Origin of the sequence: Ferdinandcohnia jepli (assembly GCF_047246645.1) — a bacterium.
Lineage (GTDB): Bacteria > Bacillota > Bacilli > Bacillales > Bacillaceae_L > Ferdinandcohnia.
This window is the reverse complement of record NZ_JBFOKR010000005.1, coordinates 13902-28700: the sequence shown is the minus strand read 5'-3', so window position 1 is coordinate 28700 and position 14799 is coordinate 13902. Positions and strand designations below refer to the sequence as shown.

General features: G+C 34.6%; 17 protein-coding genes. 3 read left to right on the top strand and 14 right to left on the bottom strand.

Annotation, left to right across the window (positions count from 1 at the left end):
• Positions 1–45 precede the first annotated feature (45 nt).
• The 6 genes from AB3M96_RS06355 to AB3M96_RS06330 all read right to left on the bottom strand — a co-directional run bounded on the left by AB3M96_RS06355 (position 46) and on the right by AB3M96_RS06330 (position 7279).
• On the bottom strand, positions 46–852 hold the full coding sequence (locus AB3M96_RS06355; protein WP_412966944.1) for a DUF817 domain-containing protein: 807 nt from the start codon (positions 850–852) through the stop codon (positions 46–48).
• Positions 853–1119: 267 nt separating this feature from the next.
• Positions 1120–2343 carry an MFS transporter gene (locus tag AB3M96_RS06350; protein WP_412966738.1) on the bottom strand — a complete coding sequence of 408 codons (1224 nt, stop codon included), beginning with the start codon at positions 2341–2343 and terminating at the stop codon, positions 1120–1122.
• A gap of 36 nt (positions 2344–2379) precedes the next feature.
• Positions 2380–3390 (bottom strand): ROK family transcriptional regulator, encoded by a 1011-nt coding sequence (locus AB3M96_RS06345; RefSeq protein ID WP_412966943.1) that lies wholly within the window; start codon positions 3388–3390, stop codon positions 2380–2382.
• 734 nt (positions 3391–4124) lie between these two features.
• Positions 4125–5285 (bottom strand): FAD-dependent monooxygenase, encoded by a 1161-nt coding sequence (locus tag AB3M96_RS06340; RefSeq protein ID WP_412966737.1) that lies wholly within the window; start codon positions 5283–5285, stop codon positions 4125–4127.
• 141 nt (positions 5286–5426) lie between these two features.
• Positions 5427–6485 (bottom strand): LLM class flavin-dependent oxidoreductase, encoded by a 1059-nt coding sequence (locus AB3M96_RS06335; protein WP_412966736.1) that lies wholly within the window; start codon positions 6483–6485, stop codon positions 5427–5429.
• Positions 6486–6724: 239 nt separating this feature from the next.
• Positions 6725–7279: a TetR/AcrR family transcriptional regulator gene (locus tag AB3M96_RS06330; RefSeq protein WP_412966735.1), complete on the bottom strand. Its 555-nt coding sequence runs from the start codon at positions 7277–7279 to the stop codon at positions 6725–6727.
• Positions 7280–7448: 169 nt separating this feature from the next.
• Between AB3M96_RS06330 and AB3M96_RS06325 the strand changes: the two genes are divergently transcribed.
• Positions 7449–8375 carry a DsbA family protein gene (locus tag AB3M96_RS06325; protein ID WP_412966734.1) on the top strand — a complete coding sequence of 309 codons (927 nt, stop codon included), beginning with the start codon at positions 7449–7451 and terminating at the stop codon, positions 8373–8375.
• A 183-nt stretch (positions 8376–8558) separates the two neighbouring features.
• Complete coding sequence (locus AB3M96_RS06320) at positions 8559–8942, top strand: nuclear transport factor 2 family protein (RefSeq protein WP_412966733.1); 384 nt, start codon at positions 8559–8561, stop codon at positions 8940–8942.
• Positions 8943–9051: 109 nt separating this feature from the next.
• Here AB3M96_RS06320 and AB3M96_RS06315 read toward each other — a convergent pair whose 3' ends face one another.
• The 3 genes from AB3M96_RS06315 to AB3M96_RS06305 all read right to left on the bottom strand — a co-directional run bounded on the left by AB3M96_RS06315 (position 9052) and on the right by AB3M96_RS06305 (position 10212).
• Positions 9052–9273, bottom strand: a complete 222-nt coding sequence (locus tag AB3M96_RS06315) for a helix-turn-helix domain-containing protein (RefSeq protein ID WP_412966732.1) — start codon at positions 9271–9273, stop codon at positions 9052–9054.
• A 10-nt stretch (positions 9274–9283) separates the two neighbouring features.
• On the bottom strand, positions 9284–9760 hold the full coding sequence (locus AB3M96_RS06310; protein ID WP_412966731.1) for a DUF2975 domain-containing protein: 477 nt from the start codon (positions 9758–9760) through the stop codon (positions 9284–9286).
• A gap of 242 nt (positions 9761–10002) precedes the next feature.
• Positions 10003–10212, bottom strand: a complete 210-nt coding sequence (locus AB3M96_RS06305; RefSeq protein WP_412966730.1) for a hypothetical protein — start codon at positions 10210–10212, stop codon at positions 10003–10005.
• Between the two features lie 333 nt (positions 10213–10545).
• Between AB3M96_RS06305 and AB3M96_RS06300 the strand changes: the two genes are divergently transcribed.
• On the top strand, positions 10546–10773 hold the full coding sequence (locus AB3M96_RS06300) for a YjcZ family sporulation protein (protein ID WP_412966729.1): 228 nt from the start codon (positions 10546–10548) through the stop codon (positions 10771–10773).
• A 108-nt stretch (positions 10774–10881) separates the two neighbouring features.
• On the opposite strand, the gene AB3M96_RS06295 is transcribed toward AB3M96_RS06300, so the two are convergent.
• The 5 genes from AB3M96_RS06295 to AB3M96_RS06275 all read right to left on the bottom strand — a co-directional run bounded on the left by AB3M96_RS06295 (position 10882) and on the right by AB3M96_RS06275 (position 14620).
• The gene (locus AB3M96_RS06295; RefSeq protein ID WP_412966728.1) at positions 10882–11376 is read right to left on the bottom strand and encodes an RNA polymerase sigma factor; all 495 of its coding nucleotides are present in this window, start codon (positions 11374–11376) and stop codon (positions 10882–10884) included.
• Positions 11377–11488: 112 nt separating this feature from the next.
• The gene (locus AB3M96_RS06290; protein WP_412966727.1) at positions 11489–12703 is read right to left on the bottom strand and encodes a hypothetical protein; all 1215 of its coding nucleotides are present in this window, start codon (positions 12701–12703) and stop codon (positions 11489–11491) included.
• A 14-nt stretch (positions 12704–12717) separates the two neighbouring features.
• Positions 12718–13548, bottom strand: a complete 831-nt coding sequence (locus AB3M96_RS06285) for a hypothetical protein (protein ID WP_412966726.1) — start codon at positions 13546–13548, stop codon at positions 12718–12720.
• Complete coding sequence (locus tag AB3M96_RS06280; RefSeq protein ID WP_412966725.1) at positions 13545–14234, bottom strand: ABC transporter ATP-binding protein; 690 nt, start codon at positions 14232–14234, stop codon at positions 13545–13547. The genes AB3M96_RS06285 and AB3M96_RS06280 overlap by 4 nt, the downstream gene beginning before the upstream one ends.
• Before the next feature lie 14 nt (positions 14235–14248).
• A complete protein-coding gene (locus tag AB3M96_RS06275) occupies positions 14249–14620 on the bottom strand; it encodes a GntR family transcriptional regulator (protein ID WP_412966724.1) in 372 nt (123 codons plus the stop codon).
• Between the last annotated feature and the right edge of the window lie 179 nt (positions 14621–14799).

Genomic DNA, 14799 nt, shown 5'->3' with positions numbered 1-14799 from the left:
CCATTTAGGTATCCCTAATTTTATAATGAATATCAACATTAAAATTTAACACAGCCATATTTTTAAAAATTTGCTAGTACCTACCTCAGTTGAACTTTTTCCTTTAAACCTCTTTAATGTCGCTACGATAAGAAAGCTGACGATTACTAATAATAGCCAGGAACTTACTTTTCCTAGATGAACTAAGCTCCACGCATCGGTTTGGTTCGGATATTCCCAGGCTCCAAAGAACGTGGCAATGTTTTCAGCTACCCATATGAAAAATCCAATGAGTACAAAAGATAGTGCGAGTGGCATTCGGTAACGTGTTCCATTAACCTCATATATGACCCATGTTCGCCAAAAGACGATAATCACAAGGAAAGATAACCACCAGCGTACATCAATCCAATAATGGTGTGTGAAAAAGTTTAAATATATTGCAGCTGCAAGCGGTACTACCACTAAAAACGGTGGCCACTTAATCAGTTCAACATCTAAGCGTCTCCAAGCCTGGCAAAGATAACTAGCTACACTTGCGTACATGAACCCACTATACATAGGTACTCCATAAATTTTAAAATATCCTTCCTCTGGATAGGACCAGGAGCCCATATGCACCTTAAAAAGTTCAAGTGCTAACCCAATAAGATGAAACAATGTGATTACCTTTAGTTCATCCCCAGTTTCAAGTCCAGAACGCAACATCCACCACTGCATCAAAAGGCAGATAATGAGCAGCCAATCATATCTTGGCAGCAAAGGAAGTGGAAGGATTTTTGTTAATGCTAAAGACACAAAAATTACTACAGGAAATAAACATGATAGTGCCTGTTCCCACCCAAAATAAACAAGCTGTTTTAGCGATCTAATGATTTGATCCTCCCAGAGGTTATTCCTGAATGTTGACTCACGTTTCATAATACACCTCTTACTTGTTCTAATTGATTATATTTTACTTTATTATTTATTGTTTTACAATAAAATATTATTAATTTTAATTATATTATTGTTGTTTTAATATTTCTATAAAAAAAAGCATTTCTCATTCAGAGAAATGCTTTAATGTTTTATTAATACATTTACTATATTCTTTCGCTACTAGGTAGAAGTACTTTACTATTTTTGTTTAAATTTCCCCTACTCTTGAACTTGTAACTTTCTTATTAAACCTTTTTTCTTTAATAAACTATTAAGCTTCTCTGAGCTTAATAGCATTGCCGCGACAAAAATAACAACAATGATTGGGAAAATTCCTATTGTTACATACGATGCAATGAACCCAAGTAATGGAGGCACAAATGTACTACCTGTATATGCCATAGCCATTTGATATCCCATAATGGTCTGAGAATGCTTCTTTCCAAAACGTGTTGGCGTTTCGTGTAACATACATGGAAATATTGGTGCTAATCCTAGGCCAACCAGTACAAAACCTACTAATGAAAAAATTGATGGTAATGGTAAGATTAGCAGTAATGCCCCTGCTAAAGCGATAAACTGCCCCGTCCGGATGAGCGTACGATTAGTTACCTTAAAAGTTATAAATCCTGTAATAAATCTACCAATCGTTATTCCGCCGTAATAAAATGATACCCATTTTGCAGCAGTCGCCACGGGTAAATCCTTTACATTAACCAAGTAGCTACTTCCCCATAATCCTACTGTTGCTTCAACCCCACAATAAAACAGAAAGGAGAATAGAGCCAATTTTACCCCTTTAATTTGTAGGGGTTTGATATTACCATTTTCTTCATTTAGTGAGACGCTTTTTGATTCATTATGCACCTCGTTCGATTCGACACTATATATTGCAGTCACTTTGTTCCATAAAGGTAAAGTAAAAAACAAAATTACTACTAATAAGAATTGAATTCCAGCTATTGTCAGGTAGCCACTGCTCCAAGATGTTTCTCCTGATATAAACTGAGCCATTATAACAGGACCTAGTGTAGCTCCAACCCCCCAAAAAGAATGTAACCAACTCATATGATGTGCCTTATAGTGTGTAGCCACATAATCGTTTAATCCGGCGTCAATTGCTCCAGCACCTATTCCAAGTGGAATGGCACATAAGAAAAGCCAAATTATAGAAGGTGCAAAATAAAATCCTAGTAATGCTCCAGCAGTCATTAATGTACTTACAAATGTAACTTTCCCAGTTCCAAATTGTTTAAGAACCCTTCCACTAAATAAACTGGATATAATGGTACTGCCTGCAATCGTCATAAATAGTACCCCAGCAGTCTCAAGTGGGGCTCCAAAGTCTTTTTGCATCACAGGCCATGCTACCCCTAATAAAGAATCAGGTAACCCTAAGCTGATAAAAGCCAAATAAATGATTATTAAAAGTAAAGTTGCCATACTATCTATTCTCCCATATTAATTATTAATTTGAATTTATCTAGTAACTTGCGGTTTGTTTATCATCAGATTAAGACCAAGACTTTGCAAACCTATTAAATAGTCTTGTTTCCAATCACTAATTACTAGCTCCGGCAGATGTTCCGAGGGTATATATTTTGAGCTGCGAATTGCTATTTTATCTAATATTGCACTTTCAACATCACCACTACAGAAAATCATTTTATGTGGGTTAATGATTGCTACAAATGTGGCTACTAATCTACTAATTGCATCAATTTGAGAACCCTCTTTGATCAAAACATCTGCAGATGGATTTCTGTTTTCCAATGCTTGACGATAGTTTCGGTCATTATATTGAGGAACGAATGAAACCTCTCCAGCAAAAAAAGTACTTCCTCGTACCACATCTCCATTTACTAAAAATCCTGCTCCAGGACAATTTTGACCGGAATAGAGATAGATTAGCGATTTGTTATCCTTACTCCCGCTATTATTATGATATCCTAGCACAGCAGCATTCATATCGTTCTCCACAACAACAGGTATCGAAAATTGTTTCTCTAAGTATCCCTTTAAATCTATATTTTGAAATTGTTCATACCCTGGTATATAAAAAATCCGCCCACTATCAACAGAACCAGGAACACCAATTGCCAAAGAACTAATCTTAGGATTTGTTTCTAGTAAGTTATCTATATAGTTTGTTAATAGTTGTAAGCCATTGTCTTTTAGCACACTTGAAACGCTGCCTTGTTCCTTTATTTCTCCTACACAATTAAAAATTGTATAATTCGTCTCTGTACCTTCTAAAAAAATGGCAAGTCCAAGCATATGTTCAGGATTATATGTATATCTTTTTGCTCTTCTCCCACCACTTGATTCATCTAGACCCACTGAAATAATTTCTCCGTCCCTCTCCATCTGCGTTAGGAACTTACTTATCGTTGGAAAACTAATTTCTAATTTATCGCTTAGTTCTACTTTTGTTGCACTTCCAAGCTCTAAAAGAGTTTCGCGAATACCACTAAGGATAACCTTCCTCATAGATTTTGGAGTTGGTTTCACAAGCGTCACCACCTATAACATATACTTTTTAAAGATGTTTAATAAGTACCCAATAATAAACTTATTAAACATGTTTAATAAGTTCGATGCTATCATATCATATACAATTAGCCTTAACAATCACGATTTTTTAAAATTAGTGGGGCTTGTGGTGCTTTGTTATATGAAGTTTAACTAGCAAGCTCCTACAGATTAAAGTATAAAAGATTGTTGCTGAACATAGAAAAGACAGTATAAAACCCTCCTTCCAGTTTAGGCTTTAAAGCAACAAAATTTCCTAAACAGCCGTATAAAAAAATGGTACGTAGTAGAATTAGTCTTTCTAATCTCTATCACATTACTTTATTTGGTATCTTCATCGTTATTTATAGGTAGAATACCATTAGTAATCTTGTATAATACTTTACTCAGTATATTCATTATTAAATATAGGGTTAGATAAACAATGACGAAGAATATAATATATTTTATAATCGTATTTTGAAATTGTTCCGCACTCCAATTACCAAAGTAGTATATACAAATAAATGCTATAAAAATTGCTCCAATATATGAAATTGTTACACTTAAAATTTGTGGCTTAGTTAATACCTTTAGTGATACCTTTACTTTATTAAAGATACGAAGAAGTAGGATAATACTTATAACTATGCTTAAAAAGTGAAACATAAAGATCACCTCATGAATCTATTAGAGTATACATCTACAGCACTTCACTTTACTTTATGACCAAGAATCCAATCAAGTCTGTTAGTAATAAGTTTCTTTGGAATATTTTTAAGAACAATATTTCTCGCGTGTATAGTCAGAGGGTTCTCAAGCTGTACCATTCGTGCCATCTTTCTAGATTGGTTAATTATTGATCGTGTTCTTTGTTTTCTAGTATGTTCATAACTTTGAAGGGCTCCTTGTAGACTGCCTATTCCTTTTAAACTTTGAGATAAAACAATGGCATCCTCTATAGCTTGGGCACCACCTTGGCCTAAGTTTGGTAACATTGGATGTGCAGCATCTCCTAACAGTGTCACCCTCCCCTTACTCCAACGTGTTATAGGAGGAAGATCATAAATATCATGGTGTAATATTGAGGTTTCCTCGGTAGCATCAATAGCGAGTTGAACTGGTGGATACCAGTCTTCGAAGTACTTTTTCACTATTTCCTTTCTTCCTTCTGGCTGAGTCTGTTTGCCTTCTTGTGAATTTATTGCAGCAAACCAGAAGACTTTGCCTTCTCCAAGATGAGAGAAGCCAAATCTTTTACCTCTCCCCCAGGCTTCAAAGCCACCACCATCTTCCATCTGGTATTGAGAATTAGCAATATCACAAATACCTCGAAAAGCAGTAAATCCCGCATATCGAAGTTTTTCTTCCCCGAATAATTGTTTTCTAACTAAGGAATGTATCCCATCAGCACCTATTAGAATATCGGCATCTTCATTAGTTCCATCTTCAAAAAATGCAGTTACTTTATTTTCAGTTTGGGTAAACTTTACTAATTTTTTATTGAGTTGAATTTTAGTATTAGAATTCAGTTTATTAACTAAAATAGATACTAATTTAGCCCGATGAATTAGATAGCTATATGTACCATAACGATTTGCTTGCTCATGCGTTGGAAGCTCAACTATAAGCTTTCCATCCCATGAACGGATCTCTGCTTTCCCAACATGAGCTCCACTTGATACTACATTTTTTTCTACACCTAGCGTCCCTAGTGCTTTAAGTGCATTTGCTGCTAAAACAATTCCTGCCCCTACATGAGTTAATTGGGCTGCCTTTTCAAAAACTTTTACTTCGTATCCTTCTTTTATTAAAGCGATCGCTGTACATAGACCACCTATTCCAGCTCCTATAATGATAACCTTTTTACTCATTTGTAAATCCACCTTTTTGTTTCGTTCCTATGATACTTCAATAAAAAAAGAAAAACTCCTTCTCAAGTTCCTACAACTCTTATTTTTCCAATAAAAAAGCAGTGTGACCCACAATTGTGAATCCACTGCTAAGAAAATACATTATTTATTAATAATCTTATTAACCATTGGAACTACGTCAGTTGCTAATAATTCAATGCTTTTAGTTACCTTATCAAATGGCAACCCACCAATATCAACCTGAGCTAGAAAACGTGTATGGCCAAACAACTCGTACTGACGGTGTATTTTCTCTACAATTTGCTGGGGGCTTCCTATAAACAATGCTGTCTCTGGACTAGCCATCATCTCAAAATCTTGTCTCGACATCCTGGTTCCCATACCACGTTGGCTATTCACATAGGACCAATAGTTTGAATAATAAGGGAAGAACTCATCTTTAGCTTGCTCATTTGTTTTAGAAATATACGTATGGCCAGTTACACCAACTTTTAGCTTTTCTGGTGAATGGCCCGCTTCTAGACCCGCTTTACGGTAAATTTCAACAAGTGGTTTAAAGCGTAAAGGGTCTCCTCCTAAAATAGCTAATGCCATTCCAACTCCGAATATTCCCGCACGCTCTGCACTCTCAGGGGTTCCACCAACTCCAATCCATATTGGCAGTTCATCTTGTGCAGGTCGCGGTGCGATTTCAGCATTTTGTAAAGGAGTTCGGAAATTTCCTGTCCATGTTACTTTTTCATTTTTATTTAATTGTAAAAGTAGGTCCATATGCTCTTTAAAGAGCTCATTATAATCGTTAGTGCTGTACCCAAATAGAGGAAATGACTCAATAAAAGCCCCTCGACCAGCCAAAATTTCAGCACGGCCATCTGATAGCAAATCTAATGTTGCAAAATCCTCAAACAGGCGCACTGGATCTAATGTACTTAACACACTAGTAGTACTTGTCAATTTAATATTCTTTGTTACTTGGGCAATTGAAGCTAAAATAACGGCTGGGGAAGAAGCAGCATAGTCTAACCGGTGGTGTTCCCCTACCCCAAACACATCTAAACCAGCTTCATCAGCAAGTTGGGCAGCTTGTACAATCTCTTTTAATCTTTGCTTTGCTGTTATCATTTCCCCCGTTATTGGGTTTGGGCCTATATCTGCAAGTGTGTAGATACCTATTTCAAATTTTTTATCTGTAGATGACATCGTTTTCTTCCTCTCTGATGTAACTAATTTCCTGAGATTTTTATTTATTACATTCTATTCTTTAATAAAAATGTCAGCTATAATCAATTTCACTACTTACTTTATGTAAGTAAGTATATTAAAGTAATAAAATGTTGTCAAGTAACTTTAAAACTGGTCGATTCCCTAACCTATTAGCCTAAAAATAAAAAACTCATAAACACTTTATCCCAATGTTCACGAGTTTCTTTCATTTGACCTCAATTAATACCTGACTTTATAAATGGAATAGCTGATTGAATAAAATCCTCTGGAGCTTCCTTGTCAATTGTTCTTTTCCATTCTACTGATAAACCGTAAATTCCCCAACTAAGCATTACCGCAGTAACCTTTAATCCTTTTTCATCATTCGCACCATGTTGTTTCGTTAAAATTTTATAAAAGATTACCTCTAGCTGATCTCGAATAATCCGCGCAATTGTATCCTCGTATCCCCTGTGACACCGATTTGATAAAGAGCATTGAAATTCGGTTATCGCTTTAAAAATGTGAATAAAAACTTCATCAGTCAGTTCAGTATCTTCGTATAAACTACCATCCAAATTAACTAACAATACCTCTGATAAAACCTTATTTAATAGGTCATATATATCTTCAAAATGATAATAAAAGGTTGCACGATTAATCATAGCCTCAGTTGTAATATCCTTAACAGTAATATCCTTGAATTCCTTTTTGCCCGAAAGCTCAATAAAAGAATCCATAATTAACTTACGTGTTCGTAGAATTCGAGGATCCGTCTTTGTTTCACTCATCTCCAAAACCCCTCCTACTTTTCCAACAGTTTCACCAAAATGTCGTATAAACAACAAATCCAACAATCTATTGGTATCTCTGACTATCATTATGAACTACCATTACCTTATAAACAAGTGGGACAAAGGGACAGCTCCCTTCTCCCAAAATGAAAGGAAGATGATTTTGATGAGTAACAATATTAATATGATTTGTGATTTACAAACAGGGGTGTGCGGTGTAGTTGAAGAGGAAGAAGTAGAGATAATTGATTTTACTGAACCAAAGAAAACAATCGACCTTTACTATGTGACTGATCCCATTTGCTCTCACTGCTGGGCACTTGAGCCTACACTAAGACGTTTTAAAGAGGAATATGGGCATTATTTCAACTTTCATACTGTAATGGGAGGGCTATTAGAAAAGTGGGGTGACAAACCCGTTGATCCTGCAAACGGGATTTTTGGTCCCGCTGATGTTGCCGGACATTGGAGAGAAGTCGGAGAGTTTTCTCGTATGCCAATTGACGGTTCTCTAATGATTGACAATCCAGTTCAGTCATCATATCCGCCATCCCGCGTGTATAAAGTTATTCAAAAGCATCACAATAATGAGATTGCATATGCATTTTTACGACATGCAAGAGAAGCGCTTTTCGCTTTCAATGAAAATATTGCTGATGATTTCGTTATGTCTCGACTCGTAAATGATATCGGTCTTAATGGAGAAGCAATTGTAAAAGAAGCGAATGATCAAACTGTCCAAGATTTATTAAACGAGGACTTTGCTCTTACTAGAAATCTTGGAGTAAGAGGATTCCCAACCATTGTCATGATAAATGAGGAAAAAAAGGGAGTAAAAGTAGTCGGGAGTCGTCCTATAGAAAACTATGTTTCCGCATTAACTAGAGTCTTAAACAATGAAGAACTCAAAGGAAAGCAGGTTCCTACTCTATCTAACCTTCTGGAAAAAGAGAAACTATTATTCTCAAAAGAGATTGAAGTTATGTATGATTTAGCTCAAGATGAAATTCACGCATATATTGAAAATCAATTGATTCTTGAGACTTATGAAAAAAAAGAGTTACTTGGAGAAATATATATAGCTAAAAAATGAGTTCGGTCGTGCCTGTTCGTGACAGGCACTCTTTTTATGGAGCCCTCATTTGGCTCATGGTCATTTATACACTAATTTTATTTATGACCTTCTAACCTGTTTACACTTAGAATTGACATAGTCTTACCACTACCTTACACTTCAGTTTATTCAAATACTATTTATATAGAAAGGAAGAAAAGGATGAGTACGGAAATACAGTCCCTCAAAGAAAGAGCAGTATCATTTTTACAACTCGTTGTATCAGGTGAAGTTCGCATAGCATACGAGCGTTACGTTGGATCTGATTTTCGGCACCATAATCCCTTTTTCCCTGGAGATGCAGATTCACTAATGCTAGCCATGGAAGAGGATGCAACCCAAAATCCCCATAAAATACTTGAAGTTAAACTGGCTATCCAAGAAAATGATACCGTTTCAGTATTGTCACACTTGAAACTAATAACAGATGATCCAGGTGTTGCACTTGTACATATATTCCGTTTCCAGGATAACCAAATCGTTGAATTGTGGGATATAAACCAATCCGTCCCAGATCCATCTCCTAATAAGAACGGGATGTTTTAACACATAATTAATTTAGAATTTTAGTCCCCGTCTAGCTCATTCCATTTTACAAAATTGTTTTCCATACAAAAGAGCGTTAACCCTTGGATTAACGCTCTTTTGTTTCTTATTAGTTTTGATTATCCTCGTCATTTCTGTACTCTAAAAGATCTCCTGGCTGACAATCCAATGCCTTACAAATTGCCTCTAACGTAGATAACCGAATTGCTTTAGCTTTCCCATTTTTTAAAATAGAAAGGTTCGCCATTGTTATTCCAACCCTTTCCGAAAGTTCCGTAACACTCATTTTTCGTTTCGCCAACATTACATCAATATTAATAATAATTGCCATTGTATTCACCTCAGACCGTTAAATCATTCTCTGATTTTATAGTAATTGCTTCTTGTAAAAGTCTTTGAAGAACAGCGGCGAATACTGCAATTACCATCCCAGCAAAAGCAGGGACCATTCCTACTATGGCAAGACCAGGAGCATCGTCAAGTTCAGCTAACATAAACACAAATGGCAAAATTGCCAAATACAAACCACTGAATATGATTGCAAGTAATTTTATATTCTTTAAAGCCTTTACTGATAAATCAGAGAAAGCATAGTTCTTATCAATATAACCTAAAAGTTTAAACGCCTGGAACAAAGCTCCAAAAAATGGTATCACCGATAAATACATACCTATTACGATAGGATATAGTATATGAGCGTAATCTGGATTAACTGGATTATCTAATAAAGAATATAAACCAAAAATACTTAAAGCAAGAACTGGGACTCCCATTAGAAAGACAGTTACCTTTAAGAACAGGGTAGTTCTTAATTTCATAAAAAGCACCTCTTTTAACATTATTTCATCTTGAGTATAATAATGTATTTATCGTTTGTCAATAAATTATTAATGTTTTACTGCAACCTAGTATCCTACTCTAAACAACACGCTCTTATAAACTGAAAAAATTTATATTTCATGGGGACCACTTTGTTAAATAACTTTCTTAATGGTGTTGAGCTTTAAAAACAAAAAAATCACCTTACTCTAAATAAACACTAGAAGTAAGGTGATTCCAATTAACGTGATACTTTTGGTGGTTGGCACACGTCACATTTACGTTGATGATTATTTTTAAATTTGGTAAATGTTTTTTCGAAGTTGTTTCCACAAGAACATTTAAATAAAAGCTTTTGAGAGAAACCGTGATATTCCGTAGTTAGCAGCTTACTCTCCGAGTTGTTCTCAACAAATTCTTTAATTTTGCCGATTGTCCAGCGTTTATTCATTCTCTTACACCTCCAGGTTATTAGTACTTGTCGGAGGCTTTTTATTGCATCCGTTCAATTATAGGCATAAGTCGTAATTATCCTAAGTTTTCTCATTATACCATGTATTAATTCACAATTAATAGAAAGGTGGGTCTTTCACCTTAAGCGAATTGGTTTCTACTTGTTATTCCCAATAGTAATTTATTAATTGAACTAGAAGTTAAATTTCTTTTTTATCCCATTCCAAAAGCATTCGTGACAACTACCCATTTTCTCTCTAAAACGGGGCAATTCGTACATAGGTGAGTATAATGTAGTGACTTGAATAATATAAAGAAAGGGAGTACGAATATGGAGTTAAACATTTCTAATGTTAATGCGGCTTCTGTAATGGGAGCATACGCACCACCACAACCATCTTATACTGCACCAACTTATACTGCACCTACCTATACAGCACCTAGTTACGGATATGCACCTAGTTATGGATATGCTTGTCCAGTACCTTGTAACGATACGTTTATATTAGTTGTTGTGCTGTTTATTTTATTAATTATTATAGGAGCTTATTACTGTTAGTTAGAAAGCGTCAATTAGATTTTAATAACGTATCCTAATTATAAAACCCTGTATTTCCATTCATTAGAGATACAGGGTTTTTAACCTTCATATTTTTCTCATTATATTTTACATCATCGATGCCTTTAGTAAATTTCTTGCTCGAAATAGTCTCGTTTTAATTGTTGAAATATTTAGGTCCAGAAATTGTTGAATTTCTTTTAAATCTAGCTCTTTCACATAGGTTAGATATAAAATTTCTTGATATTTTTCAGGCAAGCTCTTAATCTGGCTATAAATTTCATCCTTATTTTGTCGGCTCATCATTTCCGATTCAGGCGTGATTTGAGTAGAGATAAAGAATTCCGAGGTTGGGCTTACGTTTTGATGATACTTGGTTCTAAGATAATCTTTACATTGATTTTTAGTTATCGTATACAACCAAGCTTTAATAGATTGAAGCTCCCCCAATTGCTCTATGTGAATATAACATTTTAATAGAACCTCTTGAACAATATCTTCAACAAGATAGGGATCCATAATATATCTCCAAGCCAATTTTTTAAGCTCTGTACTATATGTTTTAACAATTGTATCAAACTGCTGGTTAAGGCTTTCTCTCATACTCAACTCACCACCTAATTTATACCCTTAATTTACATAGCAGGAGATTAAAGATGAGAATTGTATCGAACTCCTATTCCCACCTTGTCCACCCTTACTACCGTTACTAGTTCTAGTAAATATCCTCTATCTCATGAATATATAAACGATATTCCTTTTGATCGGCTTTACTATTTTTCACCTTCAGTTTGCCTTCATAAAGAATGTCCCCGGTTTTTAAATCACCTATAAATAAGGAATGTCCTTTCTCAATTTTCTGAACGGCATACACTTTACCATTCATTAACTTCAAGTAGGGTGATTCGTCGCCATTCTCCGAAAGTACTATATCAAATTTTTGTACCTTGCCCCATTTCTCAGTTTCAATATCATATTGGCTAACCTCTAAACCAGTAGCCGTATGAGTGGGAATAAAAATTGTAGAACCAAAGATTGACGCAGCACCTACTTGCTCTAATAGTTCTTCTGGTACTACTAATTTTTCTAGCTTATTATTTTCTACATTGTATATAGCGTAATCAGTAGAAACCACCTCTGATTCATAGGCCATTTCATATTCGCCTTGAGTACTGCCATCTTTATAACCCATAATTTCAATAAAAATGTATTTTTCAGGTCGAATAGAGAAATAATCATTCTTTATTCTTATGTCTGACCATCCATTTTCTACAGTTGGTGCAGTAAGTATTAATTCAGTTGAAAGTAATTTATTATCTTTAATATTAAATGTGTATACGTTGAACTCATCATTGTTTCTATCGTCATTCGAAAACTCTTGTGTGAAGACCTTCAACTCTCCTTTTACAACCTGGACATCTACAACATCTATCCAGCTATTCTTTTTACTTTTAGGTAAATCCATTTGAATGGTAGATGTTTCTCCAGACTTTTTATCTAACACCTCAATATCAAAGGAAGACTTTGCCGTTTCATAATAACCATCTCTTTCAATACTTGCGTATGCTAGAGTACCTTCATCTTCATAAAAGTAATTAGGCATTGTATCTTTACCACGCATAAAACTCTTATGCGCCTCTATTAATTTTTCAAAAACTGGCGAATTGATATTACTAATCATTTGTTCTAGAGGTGATCTATTTTCGAGACTAATTGTTTCTTTTTTAGATATTTGTAAGGATTTATATATACTTCCATTTTCATAACTGCCATACATATTTATTTTTTTCACTTCATCTTCATTTCCACTTACTTTTTCAAATTCAATTTGTATACTTTCATCTGCAGCCATACCAGATTGTATATAGAAACTTCCAATAACGATCACTGTTACAATACAAAGCGTGACTATTTTCCAATATCGTTTCATGTTGCAGCCTCCCTTTACACCCTTATTTTATTTTTTATGAGGAAATTACCTGTCCAAATGGTACCAGCCAAAACAAGTAAACCGGTTCCCAGTTCCATAAAAAATAGTTCGTGTGTATAAAAATAGTCTTCAAGAATAAAAGCATTAACTAATAGTGGTGCTAAAAAGACGAAAGCAGCTACAGCAATATAGAGAATGGCATATAAAATTCCCTTTAAACGATAAGAGCGTTCAAACATGATAGCCGTGAAGGCAATAAATACTGCTGCCATACCAGTACCGTAGTATAAAATAAATTCTATAAAACTTTTCGGGAACAAAATCGCCAAGAAATATATACTAGTAATTTCATTTATCGATAGATCCATACGAAATTCGTTTGGTATCATCCATTTTAAAATTTGGCTTTCTACTGGTATTAATAGTAACTGTAATGCTATGAATCCCAAAACAAATAGCAATATTGCTGTTGCCTTTGCTAAATAGATATTAATACGTTCTGTAGGTAGTACTAACAAACGATAACTAAACGTATTTTTCCCAAGCCAATCACGATACCAAATGAAAAACACGTAAATCATTAATACTATTCCGCATACTACTACTGGTCCCATAAACCAAATTGTCTGTGAATAATGTACAAAGGACATTTCTCCATATGAATCTAAGAAATCGCTGACTGGAAGTAATTCCTTGTAAATTTGTTCATTTGCTCGCCCCATATATTTTCGTGATTCATAAATCATTCCAACTAGTTGAGAAACAATCGTAATCCCCATTAATACTAAATATAAATTTAAAAAACGGGTAAATTCGAAATTAACCAATTTTAAATAACGATTCATGCCTGGTACACCTCTCTCATTACATCGATTACTGATTTCCCTTCATTCTCTCTAACATCTTCTGTCTCAAATTCTTTTAAAACTTCGCCGTTATCTAATAAAACTACCTTATCAATTAAATGTTCAATATCATTAATTTCATGAGTAGTAATTATGACACCACGATCCTCCATTAAATGACTTGTAAAAGCATCGGCAATTTGTTCACGGCTAAATATATCAATACCTGAAAACGGCTCATCCATTAAGATATAATCTACATCCATTGCTAAACCAAGTAACAAGTTCACTTTTGCTGTGTTACCCTTCGATAATTCGGAAATTCGGTCAGTTTCTTTTAGTTTAAAAAACTGGAGAAGTTCGTCTGCTCGTTTCTGATTCCAACAATCATAGAAATCATTCATAAACGTAAACGCCTCTTTTATTTTCATTTGTGGAAGCATTGTGATGGTATCAGGAATAAAAGTAATTTTTTCATAGCTCTTTTTGCTTAACTTTTCACCATCTATAAGGATTTCACCACTATCAAATGGGGTTAATGCCATTATTGCCTTCATAACCGTTGTCTTTCCAACTCCATTTATCCCAATTAAACAAGTAATCTTTCCTTTTTCGGCTGTAAAGGAAACACCCTTTAGAACTTGCTTCCTACCAAACTTTTTTCTTACATCTTTTACTTCAATCACATATATACCCCCTATTAATTACTTTCCCTTTCGTACTCTCTTTTCACTAAATTCAACACTTCATCTAAAGGTACGTTTATAGACCGGACTGAGAAAACGAATGTGTCAACTGCCTCTAAAATCAGTTCCTCTCGTACCATTCTCAAAACTTGTTCATCCTTTGTTATACGGCTAGGCAAATTTCCTTCGGTAAAAATCAACCCTTGTTCCTCCATTTCTTTATATGCTCGTTGAGCTGTATTCGGATTAATCTTCATCTTGCTTGCTAATTCTCTTCTAGACGGAATCTCTTCACCAGGTTCAAATACACCTGTTGAAATTTTCTCTTTAAAATACCTAATTACTTGTACATAAACCGGATCCCGATTATTAAACTTTACATCCATAGACCCAACTCCTAAATGTGAGTGTAATACTGTATTAACCAATTAATACAGTACAAATAAAAAAATACATCCCTTGAAAAGTTTATGTGTATTATGTGGATGATACACTATTTATAAAAAAATAGATCAAATCAACTTTTTAACATGTACTAACCATGTAATACACCTTATGCTTGTAT

Bases quoted from the DNA above. Each gene is read 5' to 3' on its own strand.
- AB3M96_RS06350 (WP_412966738.1), bottom strand. From the start codon at position 2,343: ATGGCAACTTTACTTTTAATAATCATTTATTTGGCTTTTATCAGCTTA.
- AB3M96_RS06345 (WP_412966943.1), bottom strand. From the start codon at position 3,390: ATGAGGAAGGTTATCCTTAGTGGTATTCGCGAAACTCTTTTAGAGCTT.
- AB3M96_RS06340 (WP_412966737.1), bottom strand. From the start codon at position 5,285: ATGAGTAAAAAGGTTATCATTATAGGAGCTGGAATAGGTGGTCTATGT.
- AB3M96_RS06335 (WP_412966736.1), bottom strand. From the start codon at position 6,485: ATGTCATCTACAGATAAAAAATTTGAAATAGGTATCTACACACTTGCA.
- AB3M96_RS06330 (WP_412966735.1), bottom strand. From the start codon at position 7,279: ATGAGTGAAACAAAGACGGATCCTCGAATTCTACGAACACGTAAGTTA.
- AB3M96_RS06325 (WP_412966734.1), top strand. From the start codon at position 7,449: ATGAGTAACAATATTAATATGATTTGTGATTTACAAACAGGGGTGTGC.
- AB3M96_RS06320 (WP_412966733.1), top strand. From the start codon at position 8,559: ATGAGTACGGAAATACAGTCCCTCAAAGAAAGAGCAGTATCATTTTTA.
- AB3M96_RS06315 (WP_412966732.1), bottom strand. From the start codon at position 9,273: ATGGCAATTATTATTAATATTGATGTAATGTTGGCGAAACGAAAAATG.
- AB3M96_RS06310 (WP_412966731.1), bottom strand. From the start codon at position 9,760: ATGAAATTAAGAACTACCCTGTTCTTAAAGGTAACTGTCTTTCTAATG.
- AB3M96_RS06305 (WP_412966730.1), bottom strand. From the start codon at position 10,212: ATGAATAAACGCTGGACAATCGGCAAAATTAAAGAATTTGTTGAGAAC.
- AB3M96_RS06300 (WP_412966729.1), top strand. From the start codon at position 10,546: ATGGAGTTAAACATTTCTAATGTTAATGCGGCTTCTGTAATGGGAGCA.
- AB3M96_RS06295 (WP_412966728.1), bottom strand. From the start codon at position 11,376: ATGAGAGAAAGCCTTAACCAGCAGTTTGATACAATTGTTAAAACATAT.
- AB3M96_RS06290 (WP_412966727.1), bottom strand. From the start codon at position 12,703: ATGAAACGATATTGGAAAATAGTCACGCTTTGTATTGTAACAGTGATC.
- AB3M96_RS06285 (WP_412966726.1), bottom strand. From the start codon at position 13,548: ATGAATCGTTATTTAAAATTGGTTAATTTCGAATTTACCCGTTTTTTA.
- AB3M96_RS06275 (WP_412966724.1), bottom strand. From the start codon at position 14,620: ATGGATGTAAAGTTTAATAATCGGGATCCGGTTTATGTACAAGTAATT.